This window comes from Synechococcus sp. RS9916, from assembly GCF_000153825.1.
Lineage (GTDB): Bacteria > Cyanobacteriota > Cyanobacteriia > PCC-6307 > Cyanobiaceae > Synechococcus_C.
On the sequence record NZ_DS022299.1, the window covers coordinates 415,589 to 434,365 of the forward strand.

The window sequence follows — 18,777 nt, forward strand, 5'->3', positions numbered from 1 at the left end:
TGCACCACCTTGGCCTCCAGGTCCTCCACTACCGATTGACGTACCACCAGTGCCGCCTTTGCCGCCGACGGAATTGGAGCCAGCGGGTGATCCGTAAGAGCCATTGACGGTTTGTGTGATTGAGGGGCCTGTACCCCCCGTACCCCCTGCCTTGCCCGTTGTGCTCCAGGGGTCGTAGCCAGGCGAGTTGCCTGGACTGCCTTCCCCTTGAAGTAATGGCTGGTAAGAGGGAGATGAATAGCTACCAGAGCCCACCTCTTGGGTTTGGGCGAGCACACTCGTCGTTTTTCCTGCCATCAGCAGGAATGCGGGCAGGAGAGCTAAAGCCGACGAGGTGCGACGTTTCATGACCTACTGCGACCGGGTGACCATAAGAGTCATCTGCTTGTCCAGCGACAGTTTTTGTGCAAATGCGGGTATCTGTCATTTCCGCTGGTGACCACTGCTTGAATCGCGCCAGTCATGGGTCCGGACATGTTCTTTCGATCGATAGCAGCCTCCCTGGTTCTGACCGGAACCTCCTTTTTTGGCTCTGGTGCGTTTGCGCTCGAACCGGCCGCTGTTGATGCGAAGTTCAACGACGTCACCGTGCTGACACCGGTCAGCAAAACCGGTGAGCTGATGCCTCTTGAGAAGGTGGGCATGTTGGCCTTCTTCTCCCCCCTCGCCGCCGAACTCTTCGCCGGTGAGTGGCGCAAGCGTCCAGGCAATACGGGAGAGTTTCGTGTGGCTCCGTTGTCGCTGACTCAGTTCGAAGCGGCTTTCCTTGCGGAGAAGGAGAAAGACTCAGATCTGACCAAGGCCTATGTGCCAGATCCAGCGCAGATCCCTGCAGTGGTTGGTCTCCAGCTTCAACAGGGTGTGAAATCTCAGGAGGCGCGCACCATGGCCCAGAGCCAGCCCTATGTGTTTTGCCCTGATCCCTTGGTTCGGATCACCCAAACGGAGGCTGGTAAGTCGTCGACTGTGGTGCCCTGCGCTTTTACGTTCACCTCAATGGCGTTGCTGGTCAATCGCAGCAATCAAGGCGCGAAGTCGCCGACTGTGCTTAAGGCCTACTCCCTCTCGGAGATGGTGCAATTCCTCACTGAGCAATCGGGAGACGATGCGCGCAACCTGGTGATTGCGTCTCCGATTGCCGCACCTGCCCCAGCGCCGTCCAAACCAGCCAAGTGAGCTTCAGCTGAAGTATTGGCAACACAAGGGGGGTCTTGATTCGTTCAAGGCCCCTTTTTTTGCAATCCTGCTGAGCGCGCTACTCAAACCAGGTTGTTGGGCCTGATCGGGCTTCATTCACTCGATTTTCACCAGCTCTTGCTCCCAGGGTCACCACGTCTCCCAAGTTCGGTCACCTCTGCAGCTGTGACGTTGAAGGAGTCGAAGACCACTGTTCCCCAAGCTGGAGTTTGATCATGATCACTTGCATCTACGACGCTCAAGGCATTCAGCTCTGCTGCTGCATCGGTTTGTCTGCGGCTCTGGCCTATCTCGAGCTTTTTCAGCTGGAGCAAAGCGAGGTCATTTTGGAGACCATTCCAGTGGATGCGCCCGACGTTTGAGCCGGCAAGGAGAACGACCAAGCAGAGCCAGGCTTCGTGGTGATCGTGGCTTTGATCGGTTGCTATCAGCACACTGGAGATGGCCGTGTGGGTGGTTTGGACTCCTTCCCTCCTGATCCGCTGCAACCGCTGCAAAAATTGGCGCCCTACGTGGTCGGGCGGGCGCGGCGTGGTGTGGTCGGCAGCAGTCGTTATGCCCGCAATCTGCGTGATGCCATCCGTCAAGCCGCTGCTGATCGTGAGCGTCAGCCGGTGCTGATCTTTGGGGAACCTGGACTTGAAAAAGACAATCTCGCGGCTCTGATCCATTTCGGATCTCCTGACCGCAAGCGGTTAATGCTGCGGCTTGATGGCGCCTTGCTGAAGCCGGATGGCAGCGACCTTTTTGGCAGTGCGGGCGATCCTCCCGGGTCTTCGCTGTTGGATTTGCTTGGCGATGGAGCGCTGTTGATCGATCAACTTGAACGCGTGCCCACGGAGCTCAAGAGGAGATTGTTGGCACTGGCTCGTGGGGAAGGTGGCTTTTGCGGCCGGCTGTTGTTCACCTCCGAAACCGTTAGTCCAGGGTTTGAGCGCTGCTGCACGTTGATCAGGGTGCCTCCTCTCAGGGTGCGCCGACAGGATTTGGGGGAGTGGTTGCGCTACGGCGTGCGGCAACGCAGCTTCAAGCTGGGTTGGGCCCAGGCTCCACTGGTGCCTGATGTGGTGGTCAAGCGGCTGCAGGCCTACGACTTCCCCAACAATCTGCGGGAGTTGGAAACCCTGATCTACAGGGCTCTGCAACAGATCCGGCGTCAGGAGGGCGGATCTGTTCCTTTGTTGATTCCGGAGGACGTGTTCTGGACGCCACCCCGTCAACAGCTCTATCGCTTCGACATCTGGCGTTGGAAGCCTCAGCTGAGGGAGTGGATGCGCGCTCCATGGCTCTGGAACACGTTGTTATTCGGTTTGGTGAGTTGGTTGTTCGTGCTGGTCAACGTGTGGCTCTGGGTTGGGCCGCAGGACCGGGACCACAGCGGTGCCCTCAATTTGTTTTGGGCCTGGTGGTGGCCGTTGATCCTGCTGGGCTTCCCCTTGGTGGGGCGGTTGTGGTGTTCGTTCTGTCCATTCATGGTGTGGGGGGAGATCGCTCAACGTCTCGCACGTCTGGTGGGGTGGCAGCCATCCCGTTGGCCCCGTGGGGATCACGACCACTGGGCCTCACCGCTGTTGGCGGCTGGATTTGCCTTGATCCTGATCTGGGAAGAGGTGTGGAATCTGCAGAACACGGCCTGGTTAAGCAGTTGCCTGCTGTTGGTGATCACCGCAGGAGCCGTGATTGGCTCACTTCGCTTCGAAAAGCGTTTCTGGTGCCGGTATCTCTGTCCGATCGGTGGAATGAACGGTTTGTTCGCCAAGCTTTCGGTGCTGGAGCTGCGGGCCCAGGTGGGCACCTGCAGCGGCAGTTGCAGCAGTTATGCCTGCTTCAAGGGCGGGCCTGCGGACGGAGAAGGCATGGCCACAACGGGTTGTCCGCTCGGGACCCATCCCGCCCACTTACAGGACAACCGCAACTGTGTGCTGTGCCTGACCTGCGCTCAGGCCTGTCCCCATCGCTCCGTTCAATTGGCCCTGAGGCCGCCGGCCGCGGATATCCAGCGCCAGATGGAAGCCCCTCGTGGCGAACCTGCCTTGATCCTGGTGCTCGCCGGTGATCTTTGTCTGCATCATTGGCACCGTCTTCTGGGCTGGTGGCCCTGGGCACCAGCCAGCTTGGTGGAGGGTCCGTTGTTGCCCCGTCTTGCGATCGCTTGTGTCGCGATTTCGATCCCAGCGGCGCTCTTTGGTGTCGCTCAGTTCCTGTTCAGTGCTCAGCGTCTGCGGCGCACTCTGTATGGCTTGCTCCCCTTGGTTTGGGGCCTCTTGCTGGCGCGCCATCTCCCCATTGGCATGGGGGAGGCAGGAGCCCTTTTGCCAGTCAGCCTTTCTCCTCTCGGCATGCCATGGCAAGGCGCTTTGCCCCAATGGCGTGCGGATCCCCATGTGATCGGTTTCTGCCAGACCTTGGTGGTGGTGTCGGGCTTGGCGATGAGCATGGTGCTCTTGCGCCGGCAGCTGGCGACCCATCGGAGCGCATGGCTGGGCGCTTCCGGTTTGGCGTTGGTGCTGGCTGCCGCGGGTCGATGGTTGGTGGCGGCATGACAGGTTGATTCGTCTGTTTCCAGCCATCGGCGTGCGGAACAACAGGTTTGCGTGCACCATGGGTGCCTCGCGTTGAATCCCATGCGTCGCATCGCACCGCTTCTGTTGGCGCTGTTCGCGGTCGGAGCTCCTGCTCAGGCTGGGCTGACGGAGATTCTCGAGAGCATGACTCCGCCCAAAGGGGCACATCGCCTTCAGCCCAAGTTGCCACCGATGCCGGTCAGGCGATCACGCGTTAAAAATTGGATTGGCACGACGCACCCAAAGGCTGACCTGCCCATCCTGGTGATGGCAGGCCATGCCGATTCCCAGAAGATGATGGGCTCTGGAACGCCTGGGCGTGCAGTGGATGTGGGGGGTGCGACGCCGATGCAAGCCGGAATGACGGATGAGCTCTATTGGAATCTGCTCACCGCCAAGGCCGTGGTTGCGGAAGGCAAGAGACAGGGTCTGAACATGCGTTTCTATGACCCGGGCGTGCGCACGATTCCCAACGAACAGGATCCCCGAACGAATTGGAGCGTGGGCAGTGAGCATGCGTCTCGTGGTGGGTATGCCTTGGAAATTCACTACGACGCCTATGCACCCCATGGCATCGGCCCCGGTGTGATCCCAGCGGTGGCCTATGGCTTCTCGGTGTTGGATGAAGCCCTTGCCGATGAATTCGGCGGGTATCCCTATCACTACAGAGGAATGCTCGGAGCACCGCGCCGTGGCATCTCGATGCTGGAAATTGGAATGCTGGAGGGGGCTCTAGAGACCGACTTGCGCAATCCACGCACGCGTCACGCCACGTTGCAGACCATTGCTCACCGGGTAGTGAATGCGCTGCAGGCGGGCCTGAAGAAGGAGGAGGCGGATCACACGGCGATGCGCAAATCGAACTGATTCACGCTGGTTGTGCCCAGGCGTCATCTCCCCAGCGTGATTGGCTCGGGATCAGCATCCACCCACCCTTCGCTGGACCGGCACGACACCAACGGCGTCAATCGAATCGTGAGCGGTCTCCCTTCCGAAATGTCGATGCGCAGTCCGCTGTAGGCATCGCCTGCCTTCGAACCATCCCAGTTCCGGCCAATAAAGAGTTGATTGCTGGCGATCACGCTCGTGCCTCCTTCATCGTTGTGTTCGATGAGTTCAGGTCCTTCACGCCGTTGTGGGCGCAGTCCATAGCCGCTACCTCCGCAAATCACCCAGTTGATGTGGCGATCGGCGTGCCCGGTGTCGTGGGTACGCAGCACCTCCATGCAGTGGGCATGGCCACTGAGAACAAGATTCACGAGAGGCGAATTCAGATCGTTTCCAAGGGCTGATGCCACATCGTCGAAGACATTTCTCAGGTGGTTGCGAATCGCCTTGGTATCGGATTGATTCCATTTTGTTTTTTCAGTCACATAGGCGGGGTGGTGCATCGTCAAAATGCGTCCACGTGTGGTCGGATCGCGATGCGATGCGATCAGGCCCTGCTTGAGCCAGCTCAGTTGTGCATGATCAAGCGATGCCTTGGGCCTGCTTCGCCGCTGAAGATCAAAGCAAGCTTCCTGCAGAGTTTCGAGTTCATCATGAAGGGCATCACGCTGTTCCTCACTGAGATTGCTATTGGCTAAATCTCTGTAGATCTTGGCTTGTTGTTGCTCAAGGGTGCGCAGTTCACTCCGGCAGTTGATGCTTTTTGGTTCGGCTTTGGTTGTGGTTAACAGCGTGTTCGAATCGATGGCAAACACGTCAACACCGGCATGCCGAAAGCGGTAATAGCGATTGGGGAGTCGCGTGATGATGCCTGGCTGGTAGCTCAGGCATCGCTCCCCATCCCATGGGGCGTTGTAGTGGCGATCGAGGTGCTCGCCCAGATGGGCGAGGGGGATGTCGGCGAGTACATCTAGGAATGCGTGGGCATAGGTTTCTCCCTGCCCTGATCCGCGCCAACCAGCATCAATGTCGTGCATCCACTGCAGATGGCGCCTCAACGGCAGAGTGAGGCCCGCGAGCAACGCCACAGGGATCGAAAGATCGTAGTAGTCATGATTTCCCGGGACGGGAAGAAATGGCTTGTTGAAGACCAGCCTTTGATGGCTGAGAGTCTTCCAATCCTCACCATGATGGAGCCACTCCCGGTAGGGCTTCAGAAAGTTGCCTCGGTACTGATCAGCTGCACCAACCAAATAGACCACATCTCCCGTGTGGAGCAAAAAGGCGGCGTCCTGTTTGTGGGGGAGAAGGCGCTCTGCAATGCGACGGGGTGGGCTATGGCGTCGATGACGGCCAGTGCCACTGTCGCCGAGCACCAGGAAGTGAAACGCGTCGTGCGTTGTGGGGTTGTCGTTGTTGTCGTTGTTGTCGTTGATCACAACACGGGTTTGATCAATGCCCCGTCGCGTCAGCTCTCGATGCATCCAGCGCACGCGCCTGCGCATCTGGCTGATCTTGCGCTCAATTGAGGGATCGCTCGCGAAATTCACGTGGTGAGGGGTATGGGCGCGACAACCTGCAAAGCACCAGGTTGTGCCTCAAAGCTCACGCTGTTCACGTCGATGATTTCTCCATCGACCACAAGCTTCTGTGATTCTTTGAGGTCGATCTTGATCTCTCGGGTTCGGAAACAGGCAAGATCACTGTTGTCCGCGCTGCTGTTTCTGATGGCAGACCACGCAAGGCTTGATATCACCGAAAAACCGCCCATGCGATCTTTGGGTGATGCGATGATCACTTCGAGAAGTCCATCGTCGGGAATCACCTCACCAAAGCCCTGGGCTGTCACCGACGTGGCTGGAGCGGCATTGGCCACGGTGATGGCACTCGCTTCCACATGGTGTTCCTGGCCGTCAATCTGCAAGGTCGCTTGGAAGGGTTGTTGATCCACAAGCTGGCGGGCCCCAGACAAGATGTAGGCCATGGGGCCAAGAATGTTTTTCAGCTCTCGGCTGGCTTTGTCGACCATTCCAGCTTCAAAGCCAAGACCCGCCAGCAAGATCATGGGGCGGTTATTGCATAACGCCACATCGACGCGTCGCAGATTGCCGAGTAGCAAATTGGTGCAGGCTGCTTTCACACCAGTGGGGATGCCCAGCGCCACCGAAAAGGCGTTGGCTGTGCCTCGAGGGATGATGCCCAGTGGAATATCACTGCCCTTGAGGGCACTGGCCACTGCTCCAACGGTTCCATCACCGCCCGAGGCAATGATGATCGAATCGCCTTCACCTTCGGCATTAATCGCGGTGATTTCTTTAATTAACTCCTGGGCTTGTTCGGCAGGATCGAGATCAGGTCGCGTTGTCCAGACCTGCAACATGAATTGTGGCTCAAGATAGCTGCGAATTTCTGCCAGTTCTTGATCAGGGTCCCCTTGGCCGGCGACTGGATTAAAGATCAAGTACCCCCGCCGACTCCGCTTGACTCCTTGAAGTAGGGCAGAGGCGGTCGCTGGGTTCAGGGCAATGGGGCGATCGCAGAGTAGGGCTGCACGAACAAGAGGCTCGGCAAGGACATCACGGCCCTGCTGATCCGCTGGCGCTGGAAAATGCACCAGGCCACTGATTTCTCCTTCCAGGATTCTTGCTGCAATTGCAATATCGCCACCCTCCCGAATTGCTCGGCAGGGGGTGATTGAGAGTCCGCCCAAGTCATGGCGCCGTTTGAGTTCCTCAATCACGTCTTCCCCGATCAGGAGTGAAAATCCTGATAGCAGTTGGGTGTTGTTGGTCATCCAGGTCCCAAGGGCGGGGCAGACCACTGGATCGGCGTTCAGGACGAGGGTCGAGGGCATGGCGGAGCCTGGTGGTGTTGGAGAGGGATTCGACAGGCTTCAGTAGTCGGAACGATGCATGGGCGTGTTGATCGCCGTCATCGCCATCACTCCTGCCTTCAGCTGGCTCAGCTCAATCCGATGCATTGGCGACCACCATGCTTTCTCCAGAGTTAGCGGCTCTGTTGGCGGGGAATCATCGCCAGCGTTGATTTGTGCACGAACAGGACCAACGCCCTGCAATTTTTGTCCGCCCGTTTTGCCTGAGCACGGTGCAGAACCCTGCACACGTTTGGAGGCTTGGTTGGCTGTGGCTATCAGTGGGGACAGTCCCTCTTTTCGTCGCAGCTGAAGGAGTTGCCATGCATGCCGTGATCTCGATCGCTCTGTTGCTGGCATCAGGCGCTGCTCCTGATTCCCTATCCCCTGATGGGCAGCGGACTTATACGTGTGGCCGTGAGCGTGAATCGGCCGCTGGTTGTTTCAACGCATGGACCAAACTGACCCACGAAGGGACATCTGGTGGGTGGGTTCCTGCCTATTGCCGCGATCAGCCTGATCAATACAGCAGTGGGAGCTGCTACGGAGGTGGCGTTCCCTGGTGGTGGTGGAACGGAAGCGGGACCATTGGCGACCAGGTGTTGAAGGACTTTTGGTTCCGTGACTATGCGGGGCCTGAAGTCAATGGTGTGTTTCGCAATGACAATGCTTATGGTGATGCCACTCGATTGCCAGGAAAGCAAAATTGCTACAAGGCCAAGCAAAGCACCTTTTGTATGGAGTTCATGCGCTAGCGATCGCTTTTCTTGCTGATGCTCTTCGTCGCTTTTGTTTCGGGAATCGTGATGAGTATCAATAAAAAAAGCCTCCCGAGCAGGTTCGGCAGGCTTCAGATTCAGGTCACAAAAGCAAGGTGGAGGAATCAGGCCCAGCCATTGACCGATTGTGATTCAACATATGCAGCAACATCAGCGATGTCGTCACTGCTCAGCTTTCCGCCAAATGCTGGCATGCCGTTTTTACCATTGGTGACCTGGTAAGCAATGGCTTCTTCGTGGCCATCATTGTAATTGGCCAGATAGGCTTTCAAGTCGTCCTGCTGAAGAGTTCGCTGACCGTTGACAACATTTCCTCCTCCGATGTGGCAGGCGGCGCAATTTGCGGAGAAAACTTGTGCTCCATGAGCGGCATCAGCAGCGAAAGCAATGCTGGGGCTCAGCAGGCTAATAAGAGCGGAAAGGCCAATGGCAAGCAGGGCTCGCATTTTTTGGTGGAATGACAACAGCATTTCTACTACGAATTGTGGTGCTTATTTTTTATCGTTAGTCGAAATTTACATTAGCCGTTGGTGATTAAGTTTTATGCGATTGATTTGACGCTAGCCTTTTGCTGTGTGGGGTTGAAATTCTGGCTCGTGACCATCCTTGCGCTACTGGGAGTGCTTGCAATGGCTTCGTTGCGAAGTTGATTCGCAGCGAACTTAAGAGCATCCAGTCAGGATGAGTCTTTATTTGCATGGATGGGCTGTGGTAGTCCAGAGAGCCTCTGCCAATCAATTCAGAGGCTCTCTGGAATCCTGTTGAACAGACTCAGAAGCTGAAGCTGGTCTTGATGAGGCCGCCCAGTTGCTGGAAGCTTTTCCCTTCAGGGGTGTTGGCTCCCAGGGGCCGGCTCAGGTAGAACAGCGCTGGCGTGACTCCGATGTTGTCTGTGAGTTGGAACTTGTACCACCACTCCCAAATGTAATTTCCGTCATTGGGAGTGACGCCCCCTTTCAGGCTTGTGGCAAAGGGAGCCTGGCCCACAGCCATACCAAGTGCGTTCCCTTGAAGGAATGCATCCTCCCATTCCAGACCCACGCTCCAGGACTGACTGGTGTTCACCAATCCTCGATCCTTCACCATGGTGTTGTAGTTGGTGGAATTAATTCCCCAACCAGAACTGATTGAAGGAATCCAACCGGTTTGTTGCGGTTGCCAATAACCACTCAGGCCGAATGCTGAGGTTTCGCCGGGTTGGCTGTAGCTGTCAAGTGTGAAGTTTGTGGCGTAAACAAACAGGTCGTTGGCATTTTCGATGGCGGAATAGGTGGCAGCAATGCCCCACTGCTCAGCGACATAACCGATCTGCACGGTTCCTGTGCCTCCTGCTCCATCAGTGGCGAGACCACCGTTTTGGACGTCGCTTGTAGAGCCGTTGGCTGCAACGTAATTGGCGCTGATGGCAAAGCCGTTCTTTTCCCACCACAAGCCTGCACCGGCCCCCAAATTTTTGTTGTAGGCACCAGGGGCTCCTGCAACGGTGAAGACGTCGAGAACGCTGCTGGCTGGGTACACGCTGGGCCAGATGGCGAGCATGTCTTCTTGGCCGACAAGGCCTCCCAGCGTGATGGTGAAGTCTCCGATTGGAACTTGATAGAAGAGCCTGTCGATGACCAGGTTGTTCGGGTCTGGACCTTCTTGAAACGCTGCTTCCAGTTGCGACAGGTTGCTGGGCCCCGCTCCTCCAAAACTGTTGGAATCTCCGTCAAAGTTGCCGCCGCGCAGTGTGGTGAAGAGCAGGTCTTTTCCTGTGAAGCTGGTGCTCAGGTTCAGCTGCAGGTCGTAGTTGAAGGTTGCAGCACCAAAGTCTTGTTTGTTGTCACGCACCAAGGTTCTGCTGTTTCCGGTGAACGTGTTGGCACCGAGCACAAAAGTGGCCAAGCCTTCCAGCTTGGTGGTGGTGGAGAACTGGGTTGCTTCCAGTTCGCCCACGCGAGCTTCCAGACCGTCCACGCGGCCCTTGAGGATGGCGAGTTCCTTTTCGAACTCCTTCATCAGGCGCTTCAGCTCGTCGGTCACTTCAGTGATCCGGTCGAGGCAAGCGTTCAGCAGTGCGGCCGCTTCATAGCGGGTCATCGCACGGTTGCCGCGGTAGGTGCCGTTGGGGTAACCGGCGACGCAGCCGTAGCGCTCGATCAGGTTGCTCAGTGCCTGGTAGGCCCAGTCGGTCGGAACCACATCCGAGAACTGGCTGATGCTGGTGACCTGCTCGAAGCTGCTGCCTGACGATCTAGCGGCGTAGTCAGACACACCACTGACATTCAGAGCCTGCGCGTTCAGCTCAGCAGTGTTGCCCGGCCTGCTTGCATCAACAGAAACAGTCGCCAGAAGTCCGAGGGCAGCAGGAGCCACCAGCACTTTGTGCAAACAATTCATTGGTTTTAGGTATTAAAAAACTCCGGAGAATGGACCCCCCGGAGTTTAAGGTTTCAGGAAAAAATTGTTCTGATCAATCGATCAGTGCGACCCAGGCGAAAGCCATTCCAATACCGATCCAGATGCCAGCACCAAGGCGTTGCCCCTGTGATCCGAGCCGCTCCAGCAACGACTGTGACCAGCTGGTGACGAGCAGAAGGAGGGCACCCTGGCCGATCAGGAGGCCAAGGAAGTAGGTGAGCAGAGGTGTGGGTTCTGCGCCCACGATTGTGCTGCCCAGCAGGAAACCGTGAATTCCAATCAGGGGGAGAAGCCATGCGTTGGATGCCACGGTGAGGGCAATCAATCCCTCTGCAGCGAGGCTGAGAGAGACCAGAGCTTCAGCCCAGGGTGCAATCGCATCAGGCAGAGGAATGAATTGAGAGAGGACGCTTCCTCCAAGACCAACGGCAAGCAAGGGAATCACCCAAGCGCGCGGTTGGCGCAGGCCGATAAAGGTAATGGCCAGCAGAAATAGAAGGTGGTCTGGACCCAGCAGTGGGTGGCCGATCCCGCTCAGCAAGCCTTGCCAAGCGGTGAGATTTGTGCTGTCTCCCATCCCAAAGGGATGGTGAGCGTAGGCGGGGGCAAACAGAGAAATGGCCACCAATCCGATGGTGGTCATTACACCTACCGGAAGCAGGGTTCTGGACTTGGTCAAAGCGTTCATACGATCCGCGTCGTTTGGAGACCTGGCGGGCGTTCTGACTGACCCCGAGAAGCTCGGGGGGTTACAGCTGCGGGACAGCGACGGATTTCCACCGTTCTTTCCCCGTTTCCTTCAGCGGCTGACCCCCGCTGAAACCAGTCCTCCACACTACACATGTGAGAATGGTTTTCAATTGGACCTCTCACTTCCCTTGATTCGGAACGCTCTTGGCCTTTCTCTTGTGCTTTTGGCGTTGATCAGTGGAGGTTGTCGGAGCAGAAGCGCGGATCAAGATCCGGTCGATGCCAGCAAACCTGAGGTGCTGACCACCTTCACGGTGTTGGCGGATCTGGCCAGGAACGTGGCCGGTGATCGGCTGACGGTTCGCTCGATCGTGAAGCCGGGATCAGAAATTCACGGTTACCAGCCCACACCAAGTGATGTTCAGCGTGCAAGCAGTGCAGACCTGATCGTTGAAAACGGGTTTGGATTGGAGCTCTGGGCGCGCAAATTCACCTCCAGTGCTGGAAACATCCCCACCCTGACGCTTTCAGAAGGGATGGAACCGCTTCTGATTGAGGAAGATGCTTACGCCGGCAAGCCCAACCCCCATGCCTGGATGTCGCCCCAGCGCACGATGGCTTATGTGGACCAGCTTCAGCGAGCGTTCACTGAGCTGGATCCTGATGGGGCTGATCAGTTTGCGTCTAACGCGCTTGCCTACAAAAAGGAATTGAAACGGCTTGATCAGGAGCTTCGTTCTGCGTTGGAGGCCATTCCACCGGAACGTCGAGTGCTGGTGAGCTGCGAAGGGGCTTTCAGTTATCTGGCAAGCGACTATGGCCTCGAAGAGGCCTACCTCTGGCCGGTGAATGCAGAGAGCCAGGTCACGCCTCGTCGTATGGCACGCCTGATTGATACCGTGCGCGATCGCAAGATCCCAACAATTTTCTGCGAGAGCACTGTGAGCGACAAAGTGCAGCGACAAGTTGCCTCCGAAGCCGGCGCACGCTTTGGCGGCACGTTTTATGTCGACTCCCTATCGACAGCAGATGGACCTGCTCCAACACTGCTCAAGCTGCAACGGCACAACGTTGCCCTGCTGATTCAAGGCTTATCGGCTGGTGCACCAGTAGGCAACTGAGGCCAGAGCCAACACAATGTGATGAATTCAGGCCGTTGGATGAGATTGATTGTTTGGCTCCGGCGCGCTCTGATCAGTGCTTGTTTGGGCGTGTTGTTGCTTGCTGCTCCTTCAGCAGTGCATGCGTGTGTGGAGGGCTTGGCCTGGGGCATGCCACTCGAGCAGGTCAGGAACCATCTAGGCGCTAACCAACGTGTGTCTGAAGACCAAGCCGGCCGTTTTATCGCCAGCAATGTGTTGCTGGATCGATTGCCTGTCTCCAAGGCCATCTTTGAAGTTGATCCTCACGAGGGGCTGACCCATCTCGCCTATGAATTCTCGATCGACGACATGACTGAGGTGTTGGCTGGCCTCCGTGCACGGCATGGGCGACCCTTGAGCACCACCTTCGAACACGATCGCCACAATGATCAAGTTTGGGTTTGGAACACTGGCGAAGACTTGATTACAGCAGTGAGGCAGGATGTACCGGGGCAGCAAGCCTTCTTGATTTCTTATCGACCCAGTCGCTTGCGACCTGAAATTCTTTGATTTGATTGAGAACTTAAGTCTCAGCCAAATCCTCTTGAGCGGCCACTGGCTCTGTTGCTTGCGCTGAGGAATTCAAGGTGATCACTTGCGGGGTCGTAGAGGGTGTAGTTTTTTCCGCCGCCGATGCCAATCACACTTCTTTTGGGAACTGCCTGGTCATGTTCTTGATCGTTGCTGTGATCTTTGACTTTGGAGTGAATCGTTCCACCGGTCAGTTCCAGTCGAAACTGCTGGTCGCATCGAGCGGTGAACAGTCGATTCACATCCAAGCGTGTCAGTCGATCGAGCAGGATGAGTGGTGATGTGTCAGGGGTGAGTTGGTCACCGACATCAGCAGAACTGCCGTGAATCAAGGCACAATCCAGTTCAATAAAGCCAAACTGAAGCGATGCAAGCCAGTCGAGATGGCTTCCATCGACAGCGGCCAGCAGTTGATTCACGCGTTGGTCACCCTGTTGTTGTCGAAGGCTGTCTGCGCGTCGATCACCTCGGTAGCCGCACTCGGCTAACAGTTGTTCTTCCCACCAGCCATAGATGCATTCGGGCTCCAGATCGCTGGGTTTTGGTTGTTTCAGCCGTTGAAGTAAGGGGTTGCAGTCCCGATCAGGACCCACGAGATCACCCAGCACAAACAGATTGGCAACACCACGATGCCGTTTCAGATCCGCCTGAATCTGTTCGTAAAGATTGAGGTCTCCTTGGAGACCACTCACCAATGCCCAGCGTTCCATCAGCGCTCACACACATGACTTGCGTCGTCCGCCCGTTCGGCGTACTCAAATCCATGGCTCAATCGCCAGGCGAAAACTTCAGGCAAACCTGCTTCAACAATGGCTTGGCAGGTTTTGTTGACGTCGTAGTCCACCTCGCGAATGGTGACTTCATTTGTTTCTTCGTTGTGCACGACGTAGGTGGCTTTAGTGCTGCCATGACGAGGCTCACCGACGGATCCAGCATTCACGATCCGACGCATCGGTAGTTCGAGCTCTTGTTCGCTGGGTGTGTCGTTCCCTCGCTGTTGGACGCGTACGCGGATGCTCCCTCCACTGAGCTCGCGCAGGTAGGGCTGATGGGTATGGCCACAAAACAATGTTTCTGCGCCAGCCGTTTCCACCCGCTCAAGGGCGGCAAAGGCATTCATGTCTGGTAAGAGATATTCGTGCTGGCTATTCGGGCTGCCATGCACGAACAGCAACTTGTTGCGTCGCAGAGTCATGGGAAGCTCGGCGAGGAAGTTTTTATTCTCATCCGTCAGTGTTTTGTCCGTCCAGTGGTGGGCCCGATGCCCCCGTCGTTCCGCCAGCTGGGAGGGATAACTGCATTCACAGGCATTGAGGCCGTCAATAATGTCTTCATCCCAGCAACCCTGACAGGTGGGGATGTTGCGTTGGCGTATGAGTTCCACCACTTCATTGGGTTGTGGTCCATAGCCAACCAGGTCACCCAGGCAAGTGATCGTTTTGATCCCTTGGGCGTCAATGTCGTCGAGGACTGCCTCAACTGCCGCCAGGTTGGCGTGCAGGCAGGAGATCACAGCGTGGTTCATCGTCATCAGGCTGGTTGGGGGATGGCTTGTTGGTTGCGAAGCTGCTGCTGCTGCAGTTCCAGAACATCGTCTGCAAGCAAGCAGTCATGAATGGTGGATTGAATGCCTGCAGGGTTCAGGGCCCTTCCTTGAACAACCAGTTCAGAGCATCGGCTGGGACGACCTTGTGGTGCGGCAACGGTTTCCAGGGGTAGAAATTGGGATCCTTGTTGGCTCACCATCCAATTGCAGAAAAACGATCGACCATCAGGAAGGTTCATCAATGCTTTGGCGCGGTACACATCGCCATAAGCACCATTCACGAGCTCGAACCAAAAACTACTCAGGCTGTCTGGATCCCAGACATGGCCCTGAAGGCTCATGTTCCAGGCTTCAAGCCTGGAGAATTCGAGAGTGTCTTGTGTTGGTAGCTCAGGATCTTGCCCAAAATGCAAGAACCGGTCGGGCTTGAGACCGAGTTGCTCAAGTATTGCCTTGATCTCTGATCCAAAACCATCAACGGCTTTGGACGTTGGCGGCTGAAATTGTTGCACTTCAATTACCAGGAGCTCATCTTCCGCGCTGGTGATGGTGTCTCCCGGTTCCGTCGTCAGTGGTGATCGCAGGTCTGGGATCTGATCTTGAAGCCACGCCAGGTCGATTCCGCTGTCCTGGCCCTGCTGCAGTGATTCGTGCCTGTCCCCGGCCAAACGCAAATAGGCGCAGGGACCTGCGTGGGCATTGAGGGCTTGTCGTGCCCAGGAGGTTTTCCCGCATCCTGGGGGGCCCGAAACCAGGGTCACCTGCTGCATGAGCGCCTTGCTCCGCGGTGCAATGGGAATCATTCTCATTATGCCCTGCCTTGGTGCTCTGTCTTGGCTTCGCTGGGTAGGGAGCCTTGTTTCCTTGTGCCGGTTCGGTTCGACCCCTCCTGTCTTTGTGGCTAAGGTTGCAGCGCGCCGGTTGATGCTTGATGCATGCATTGGAGTACGTCGCCTTAGTTTTGGTGAACGTTGCCCTGGTGATTCACCTCGGTGAGAAGGGCTTTCGGTTCTGGCGCGAACGTCGCAGACTGCAGCGGCTGGTGAATCGGCATCCAGAGATGCAGGGTGTGCATCCTGATGAAGACAGTTTGTTCGTCTTCGAGAGCGATGATTCCTTAAAGGCTCTTGTTTTGAATAACGAAGAGCCCGGAGCAAGTGAACCGTTTTATGGCTCTGAGGAAGATTTGGATTAGGTGGGGCGGATGCTCTCGTGACTCACTGCGCTGACTGAGGCTGATGCAGGAATGGACAGGCGAATTTATTGAGCACTCTCAAAGAGAGCTCAAAGCAATGGTGGGTGATTGGAAATACGACTTTGGTGCTGATGACCGCGAATGCTCGATGATGTTGCTTTGGATGGCCATTAAGTTGAATCCTGATCTTGCGAAACAGGTTGACCTTGATTCGCTTAATTCTTAGGTCAGTTATTGAGATGTTTCAGGTCTCCTTGTTCGATTTTTAATCGCATTCCTGCGCGTCATTCTGGTTCTCTGTCTGCGCGCGTGGATAGCCGTTATGGTTATGCGTTGCTTTTTGTTGAGAGTCTGTTGAGAAAGTTTTCGCGGCGGCTGCATGGTGCTGAGAAGTGTGTTCTCACTTTTTGTTTCCTGAAGGAATACCGAATTTATTGATTTCTGCCCCGATAGTGGCGTCCTGTCCATTGGGGTACGTGATGACAACGGATTCGCAGAGTGGTGCTGAGGATCGATTGCCATTCAAGGACCCGCAAGAATCGGTTCCTGCGCAAGCAGAACCGATCAAGATGGCATCAGAACCCGCTGAACTGAGTCTTCAGTCCCCTACGCCTGGTCTTGAGGAGCCGTCACGTCAGAGTCTTGAGGAGCTGCTGGGATATCTCAGTAAGGGTCTTGATGTTCTGAAGGGGCTGAACCTTCAAGGTTTTCAGCAGATCTATCCGGCCTTCCTGGCCATTCTTGCTGCGGTAGTAACGGGCGTACTGCTGATCCTTGCCGCCAATGTGCTGACGTCGATGAATCATCTCCCGCTGGTTGGCGGCTTGCTCGGTGGTCTGTTTGAGTTATGTGGATTGGTTGTGGTGGCCAAATTCGCGGTCTCCAATCTGTTGCTTCAGAAAAAAAGAGCAGATTTGTTTCTGAGAATCGCTGAACTTAAGAAAGAGCTGATTGGTCAGTAGCCGACGACTTTGCTGACGCTGACGTTGTTGATGTTTTTTCTGATGTTGGCGAGTTGTCAACGGCTGTAGGCACATTGTTGATTGGCGTCATCGGAGGTTCGTCTCGCTCCGGGGCAATCAACCAGTGCTTGCGTTGTTCGCATTCCTTGTGTGGATACCACCGGCGGAGTTTGGTCCGCTGGAGATCTGCATGCGCTTCCTGACCCAGCTCAATGGTCAGCAGATTTCTCCCGCAGGAGCAGGCTGAAAGCGTCTGCGCTCCCAAGCCTTGAGCTGGGCCGATGCATCGAAATGGATGCTGATCTGCTGAAACGTTTCAGTGCCCAGACGCCCACCGATCTCGAGGCTGAAGGGCGCTTCCGGTATCTCGCTGGGCACTGAAAACACTAAGCCGTCAGGCATCACGGCTGAGCAGTCGTTGTGCAGCAATTGACTCGGCTCGAACACAATTGGGGCGGCATTTTTGGCTCTGCCGTTCACCCCCACTTGAGGACGGAGTATCTGCCGTTCACCACTCCATCCCTGCATCGTTGCCAGTAGGGCATCGGGTGTCTCGTATTCGGGACGGTCGGGTTCCGGATCGGAACTGTTCAAACAACGGAAGCCCACTGCCCCAACCCGCTGCAAACGCCAATGGCCGTCGCGAGGTTCCCAGAGCAGCACCAGCATCGAGCGGGAACGACCACAGAACAGGTTGATCTCATGGCCGAAGCGAGGTCGGTCGGGATTGAGCCCAAGGCTGGACTGACCTCCCGCTCCAGGAAACTGCCAACAGCCCCCACCACCGTTGTAGGTGGCTCGGCTGATGGGGTAGGTGGCTCGGCCACCGGGGGCAAAGGCCAAACCCGAGCCATCCCATTCCCCATGGTCCTCGTCGGAAAAAGAAATCACGTAGGTGGTGGGGTCGATCCGACGGGATGGCACCTGCAGATCGAGTTGATCGCTGTCGTCTCGCTCAAACCAATGGCCACAGCCTTGCCAATGGCCTTCGAAATTGCGGCGGTTGAGGGTCCATTGATCAGTCATGTCGGTGACGGCATGGAACGGTCGATCGCCTTAGGGTCGCTCCAACAGCCATTCCAGTCATGGATCTGACGATTGTTGGCTGCGGTTATGTGGGGCTCGCTCTGGCGGAGCGGCTGCAACCGAGACGGCCACAGCTGAGGCTGACGCTCACTAGTACCAGTAGCGAACGGCTGGAACAACTCAGCCCTTTGGCGGATCACGTGCAGATCTGCGATGCCACTGAGCCAACCCAGTTGTTGGAAGCCCTACGGCAGAGCAACAGCGCCGTCTTCTGCCTTGGGCCGAAGGGAGATCGCCAGGTGGATGCCAACGGCTACCGCCACACTTTCGTCGACAGCTTTCGTTGCCTGAAGTTGCTATTGCCACAACTGCCGGAACTGCGGCAGATCGTTTACACGGGCAGTTGCTCGGTGTATGGCGATGCCCAGGGTGAATGGGTGGATGAGCAAACTCCCCCCGAGCCAAGCCGTGGCCATGGCGATGTGTTGCTCGAAAGCGAGCGATTGCTTAGCGGCATCGGCGACCGGCAGGTGTGCATCTTGCGCTTGGGGGCGTTGTATGGACCGGGCCGCGATCTTGATCGACGCCTGCGCGGGCTCGCCGGGCTGGAACGCCCTGGCAGCGGAGCTGCCTTCAGCAACTGGTTGCATGTGGCGGATGCCGCCGGTGCATTGGAAGCAGCTCTCGATGCTGAATGGACTGGCGTGGTGAATGTGGTCAACGACGAACCGATTCGGCTGCGGGATTTGGTGGGCCGCAGTCTCCAGAGGCAGGGTCTGGCTCCTGTGCGCTGGCTTGGTCAGGACGAATCTGGTTCAGAAGGTCGCCGCATACGCAATACCCGACTCAAACAACTGGGCTACCAACTTCAACATCCAAGCGTTGATCAGAGCGATGTCTGTGCCGCCAGTCAGGTGAACTGAGCCCTGGCCCATTCGCGTTTGAGCTGATCTCATGTCTTGAACGTCTTCATGTTGTCTTCGAG

General features: G+C 56.5%; 20 protein-coding genes and 1 riboswitch. Of the genes, 11 read left to right on the top strand and 9 right to left on the bottom strand.

From position 1 onward, the window contains the following. The first annotated feature begins 462 nt into the window (after window positions 1–462). The 4 genes from RS9916_RS02375 (at window position 463) to RS9916_RS02385 (ending at window position 4,628) form a co-directional block, all read left to right on the top strand. Window positions 463–1,176 (top strand): hypothetical protein, encoded by a 714-nt coding sequence (locus RS9916_RS02375; protein ID WP_007097599.1) that lies wholly within the window; start codon window positions 463–465, stop codon window positions 1,174–1,176. A gap of 236 nt (window positions 1,177–1,412) precedes the next feature. After that, window positions 1,413–1,559 (top strand): hypothetical protein, encoded by a 147-nt coding sequence (locus RS9916_RS14290; protein ID WP_156777454.1) that lies wholly within the window; start codon window positions 1,413–1,415, stop codon window positions 1,557–1,559. A gap of 96 nt (window positions 1,560–1,655) precedes the next feature. After that, window positions 1,656–3,740 carry a 4Fe-4S binding protein gene (locus tag RS9916_RS02380; RefSeq protein WP_038024060.1) on the top strand — a complete coding sequence of 695 codons (2,085 nt, stop codon included), beginning with the start codon at window positions 1,656–1,658 and terminating at the stop codon, window positions 3,738–3,740. Between the two features lie 81 nt (window positions 3,741–3,821). Then, window positions 3,822–4,628 (top strand): hypothetical protein, encoded by an 807-nt coding sequence (locus tag RS9916_RS02385; protein WP_007097602.1) that lies wholly within the window; start codon window positions 3,822–3,824, stop codon window positions 4,626–4,628. A 23-nt stretch (window positions 4,629–4,651) separates the two neighbouring features. Here RS9916_RS02385 and RS9916_RS02390 read toward each other — a convergent pair whose 3' ends face one another. Both RS9916_RS02390 and RS9916_RS02395 read right to left on the bottom strand, forming a co-directional pair. Continuing rightward, entirely contained in the window at window positions 4,652–6,154 is a 1,503-nt protein-coding gene (locus RS9916_RS02390; RefSeq protein WP_071961591.1) for a metallophosphoesterase, read from the bottom strand. Window positions 6,155–6,195: 41 nt separating this feature from the next. Beyond that, window positions 6,196–7,503, bottom strand: a complete 1,308-nt coding sequence (locus RS9916_RS02395) for a diacylglycerol kinase family protein (RefSeq protein WP_007097604.1) — start codon at window positions 7,501–7,503, stop codon at window positions 6,196–6,198. 341 nt (window positions 7,504–7,844) lie between these two features. On the opposite strand from RS9916_RS02395, the gene RS9916_RS02400 reads away from it, so the two are divergent. After that, window positions 7,845–8,276: a hypothetical protein gene (locus tag RS9916_RS02400; RefSeq protein WP_007097605.1), complete on the top strand. Its 432-nt coding sequence runs from the start codon at window positions 7,845–7,847 to the stop codon at window positions 8,274–8,276. 128 nt (window positions 8,277–8,404) lie between these two features. Here RS9916_RS02400 and RS9916_RS02405 read toward each other — a convergent pair whose 3' ends face one another. The 3 genes from RS9916_RS02405 to RS9916_RS02415 all read right to left on the bottom strand — a co-directional run bounded on the left by RS9916_RS02405 (window position 8,405) and on the right by RS9916_RS02415 (window position 11,343). Beyond that, a complete protein-coding gene (locus tag RS9916_RS02405; protein ID WP_038024062.1) occupies window positions 8,405–8,746 on the bottom strand; it encodes a c-type cytochrome in 342 nt (113 codons plus the stop codon). Window positions 8,747–9,071: 325 nt separating this feature from the next. Further along, the gene (locus RS9916_RS02410; RefSeq protein ID WP_038023109.1) at window positions 9,072–10,679 is read right to left on the bottom strand and encodes an iron uptake porin; all 1,608 of its coding nucleotides are present in this window, start codon (window positions 10,677–10,679) and stop codon (window positions 9,072–9,074) included. Between the two features lie 73 nt (window positions 10,680–10,752). Beyond that, window positions 10,753–11,343, bottom strand: coding sequence for a HupE/UreJ family protein (locus RS9916_RS02415; protein ID WP_007097608.1), 591 nt, complete (start codon window positions 11,341–11,343; stop codon window positions 10,753–10,755). 51 nt (window positions 11,344–11,394) lie between these two features. After that, window positions 11,395–11,542, bottom strand: a riboswitch (cobalamin riboswitch). A 78-nt stretch (window positions 11,543–11,620) separates the two neighbouring features. On the opposite strand from RS9916_RS02415, the gene RS9916_RS02420 reads away from it, so the two are divergent. Both RS9916_RS02420 and RS9916_RS02425 read left to right on the top strand, forming a co-directional pair. Beyond that, window positions 11,621–12,511 carry a metal ABC transporter substrate-binding protein gene (locus RS9916_RS02420; protein WP_232199608.1) on the top strand — a complete coding sequence of 297 codons (891 nt, stop codon included), beginning with the start codon at window positions 11,621–11,623 and terminating at the stop codon, window positions 12,509–12,511. A 39-nt stretch (window positions 12,512–12,550) separates the two neighbouring features. After that, a complete protein-coding gene (locus RS9916_RS02425) occupies window positions 12,551–13,042 on the top strand; it encodes a hypothetical protein (RefSeq protein ID WP_007097610.1) in 492 nt (163 codons plus the stop codon). A gap of 20 nt (window positions 13,043–13,062) precedes the next feature. On the opposite strand, the gene RS9916_RS02430 is transcribed toward RS9916_RS02425, so the two are convergent. Genes RS9916_RS02430 through RS9916_RS02440 form a run of 3 tightly spaced genes read right to left on the bottom strand, consistent with a single transcriptional unit; the run spans window position 13,063 to window position 15,379 of the window. Next, window positions 13,063–13,773, bottom strand: coding sequence for a hypothetical protein (locus RS9916_RS02430; RefSeq protein ID WP_007097611.1), 711 nt, complete (start codon window positions 13,771–13,773; stop codon window positions 13,063–13,065). Beyond that, complete coding sequence (locus tag RS9916_RS02435) at window positions 13,773–14,588, bottom strand: metallophosphoesterase (protein WP_038024066.1); 816 nt, start codon at window positions 14,586–14,588, stop codon at window positions 13,773–13,775. The genes RS9916_RS02430 and RS9916_RS02435 overlap by 1 nt, the downstream gene beginning before the upstream one ends. Before the next feature lie 5 nt (window positions 14,589–14,593). Continuing rightward, on the bottom strand, window positions 14,594–15,379 hold the full coding sequence (locus tag RS9916_RS02440; RefSeq protein WP_038024068.1) for a GTP-binding protein: 786 nt from the start codon (window positions 15,377–15,379) through the stop codon (window positions 14,594–14,596). 194 nt (window positions 15,380–15,573) lie between these two features. On the opposite strand from RS9916_RS02440, the gene RS9916_RS02445 reads away from it, so the two are divergent. The 3 genes from RS9916_RS02445 (at window position 15,574) to RS9916_RS02455 (ending at window position 16,766) form a co-directional block, all read left to right on the top strand. Then, window positions 15,574–15,804 (top strand): hypothetical protein, encoded by a 231-nt coding sequence (locus RS9916_RS02445; RefSeq protein WP_232199504.1) that lies wholly within the window; start codon window positions 15,574–15,576, stop codon window positions 15,802–15,804. 43 nt (window positions 15,805–15,847) lie between these two features. Further along, window positions 15,848–16,030, top strand: coding sequence for a hypothetical protein (locus RS9916_RS02450; RefSeq protein ID WP_007097615.1), 183 nt, complete (start codon window positions 15,848–15,850; stop codon window positions 16,028–16,030). A gap of 208 nt (window positions 16,031–16,238) precedes the next feature. Then, entirely contained in the window at window positions 16,239–16,766 is a 528-nt protein-coding gene (locus RS9916_RS02455; RefSeq protein ID WP_198003387.1) for a CAAD domain-containing protein, read from the top strand. A gap of 216 nt (window positions 16,767–16,982) precedes the next feature. Here the strand turns inward: RS9916_RS02455 and RS9916_RS02460 are convergent, their stop codons facing one another. Next, window positions 16,983–17,792 (bottom strand): hypothetical protein, encoded by an 810-nt coding sequence (locus tag RS9916_RS02460; RefSeq protein WP_007097618.1) that lies wholly within the window; start codon window positions 17,790–17,792, stop codon window positions 16,983–16,985. Between the two features lie 59 nt (window positions 17,793–17,851). Between RS9916_RS02460 and RS9916_RS02465 the strand changes: the two genes are divergently transcribed. Then, the gene (locus tag RS9916_RS02465; RefSeq protein WP_007097619.1) at window positions 17,852–18,715 is read left to right on the top strand and encodes an NAD-dependent epimerase/dehydratase family protein; all 864 of its coding nucleotides are present in this window, start codon (window positions 17,852–17,854) and stop codon (window positions 18,713–18,715) included. Window positions 18,716–18,777: the final 62 nt, after the last annotated feature.

What these genes read in the sequence shown, in the direction of transcription:
- RS9916_RS02375 (WP_007097599.1), top strand. Translation starts at nt 463, where the DNA reads ATGGGTCCGGACATGTTCTTTCGATCGATAGCAGCCTCCCTGGTTCTG.
- RS9916_RS14290 (WP_156777454.1), top strand. Translation starts at nt 1,413, where the DNA reads ATGATCACTTGCATCTACGACGCTCAAGGCATTCAGCTCTGCTGCTGC.
- RS9916_RS02385 (WP_007097602.1), top strand. Translation starts at nt 3,822, where the DNA reads ATGCGTCGCATCGCACCGCTTCTGTTGGCGCTGTTCGCGGTCGGAGCT.
- RS9916_RS02390 (WP_071961591.1), bottom strand. Translation starts at nt 6,154, where the DNA reads ATGCGCAGGCGCGTGCGCTGGATGCATCGAGAGCTGACGCGACGGGGC.
- RS9916_RS02395 (WP_007097604.1), bottom strand. Translation starts at nt 7,503, where the DNA reads ATGCCCTCGACCCTCGTCCTGAACGCCGATCCAGTGGTCTGCCCCGCC.
- RS9916_RS02400 (WP_007097605.1), top strand. Translation starts at nt 7,845, where the DNA reads ATGCATGCCGTGATCTCGATCGCTCTGTTGCTGGCATCAGGCGCTGCT.
- RS9916_RS02405 (WP_038024062.1), bottom strand. Translation starts at nt 8,746, where the DNA reads ATGCGAGCCCTGCTTGCCATTGGCCTTTCCGCTCTTATTAGCCTGCTG.
- RS9916_RS02410 (WP_038023109.1), bottom strand. Translation starts at nt 10,679, where the DNA reads ATGAATTGTTTGCACAAAGTGCTGGTGGCTCCTGCTGCCCTCGGACTT.
- RS9916_RS02415 (WP_007097608.1), bottom strand. Translation starts at nt 11,343, where the DNA reads ATGACCACCATCGGATTGGTGGCCATTTCTCTGTTTGCCCCCGCCTAC.
- RS9916_RS02425 (WP_007097610.1), top strand. Translation starts at nt 12,551, where the DNA reads ATGAGATTGATTGTTTGGCTCCGGCGCGCTCTGATCAGTGCTTGTTTG.
- RS9916_RS02430 (WP_007097611.1), bottom strand. Translation starts at nt 13,773, where the DNA reads ATGGAACGCTGGGCATTGGTGAGTGGTCTCCAAGGAGACCTCAATCTT.
- RS9916_RS02435 (WP_038024066.1), bottom strand. Translation starts at nt 14,588, where the DNA reads ATGAACCACGCTGTGATCTCCTGCCTGCACGCCAACCTGGCGGCAGTT.
- RS9916_RS02440 (WP_038024068.1), bottom strand. Translation starts at nt 15,379, where the DNA reads ATGCAGCAGGTGACCCTGGTTTCGGGCCCCCCAGGATGCGGGAAAACC.
- RS9916_RS02450 (WP_007097615.1), top strand. Translation starts at nt 15,848, where the DNA reads ATGCAGGAATGGACAGGCGAATTTATTGAGCACTCTCAAAGAGAGCTC.
- RS9916_RS02460 (WP_007097618.1), bottom strand. Translation starts at nt 17,792, where the DNA reads ATGACTGATCAATGGACCCTCAACCGCCGCAATTTCGAAGGCCATTGG.
- RS9916_RS02465 (WP_007097619.1), top strand. Translation starts at nt 17,852, where the DNA reads ATGGATCTGACGATTGTTGGCTGCGGTTATGTGGGGCTCGCTCTGGCG.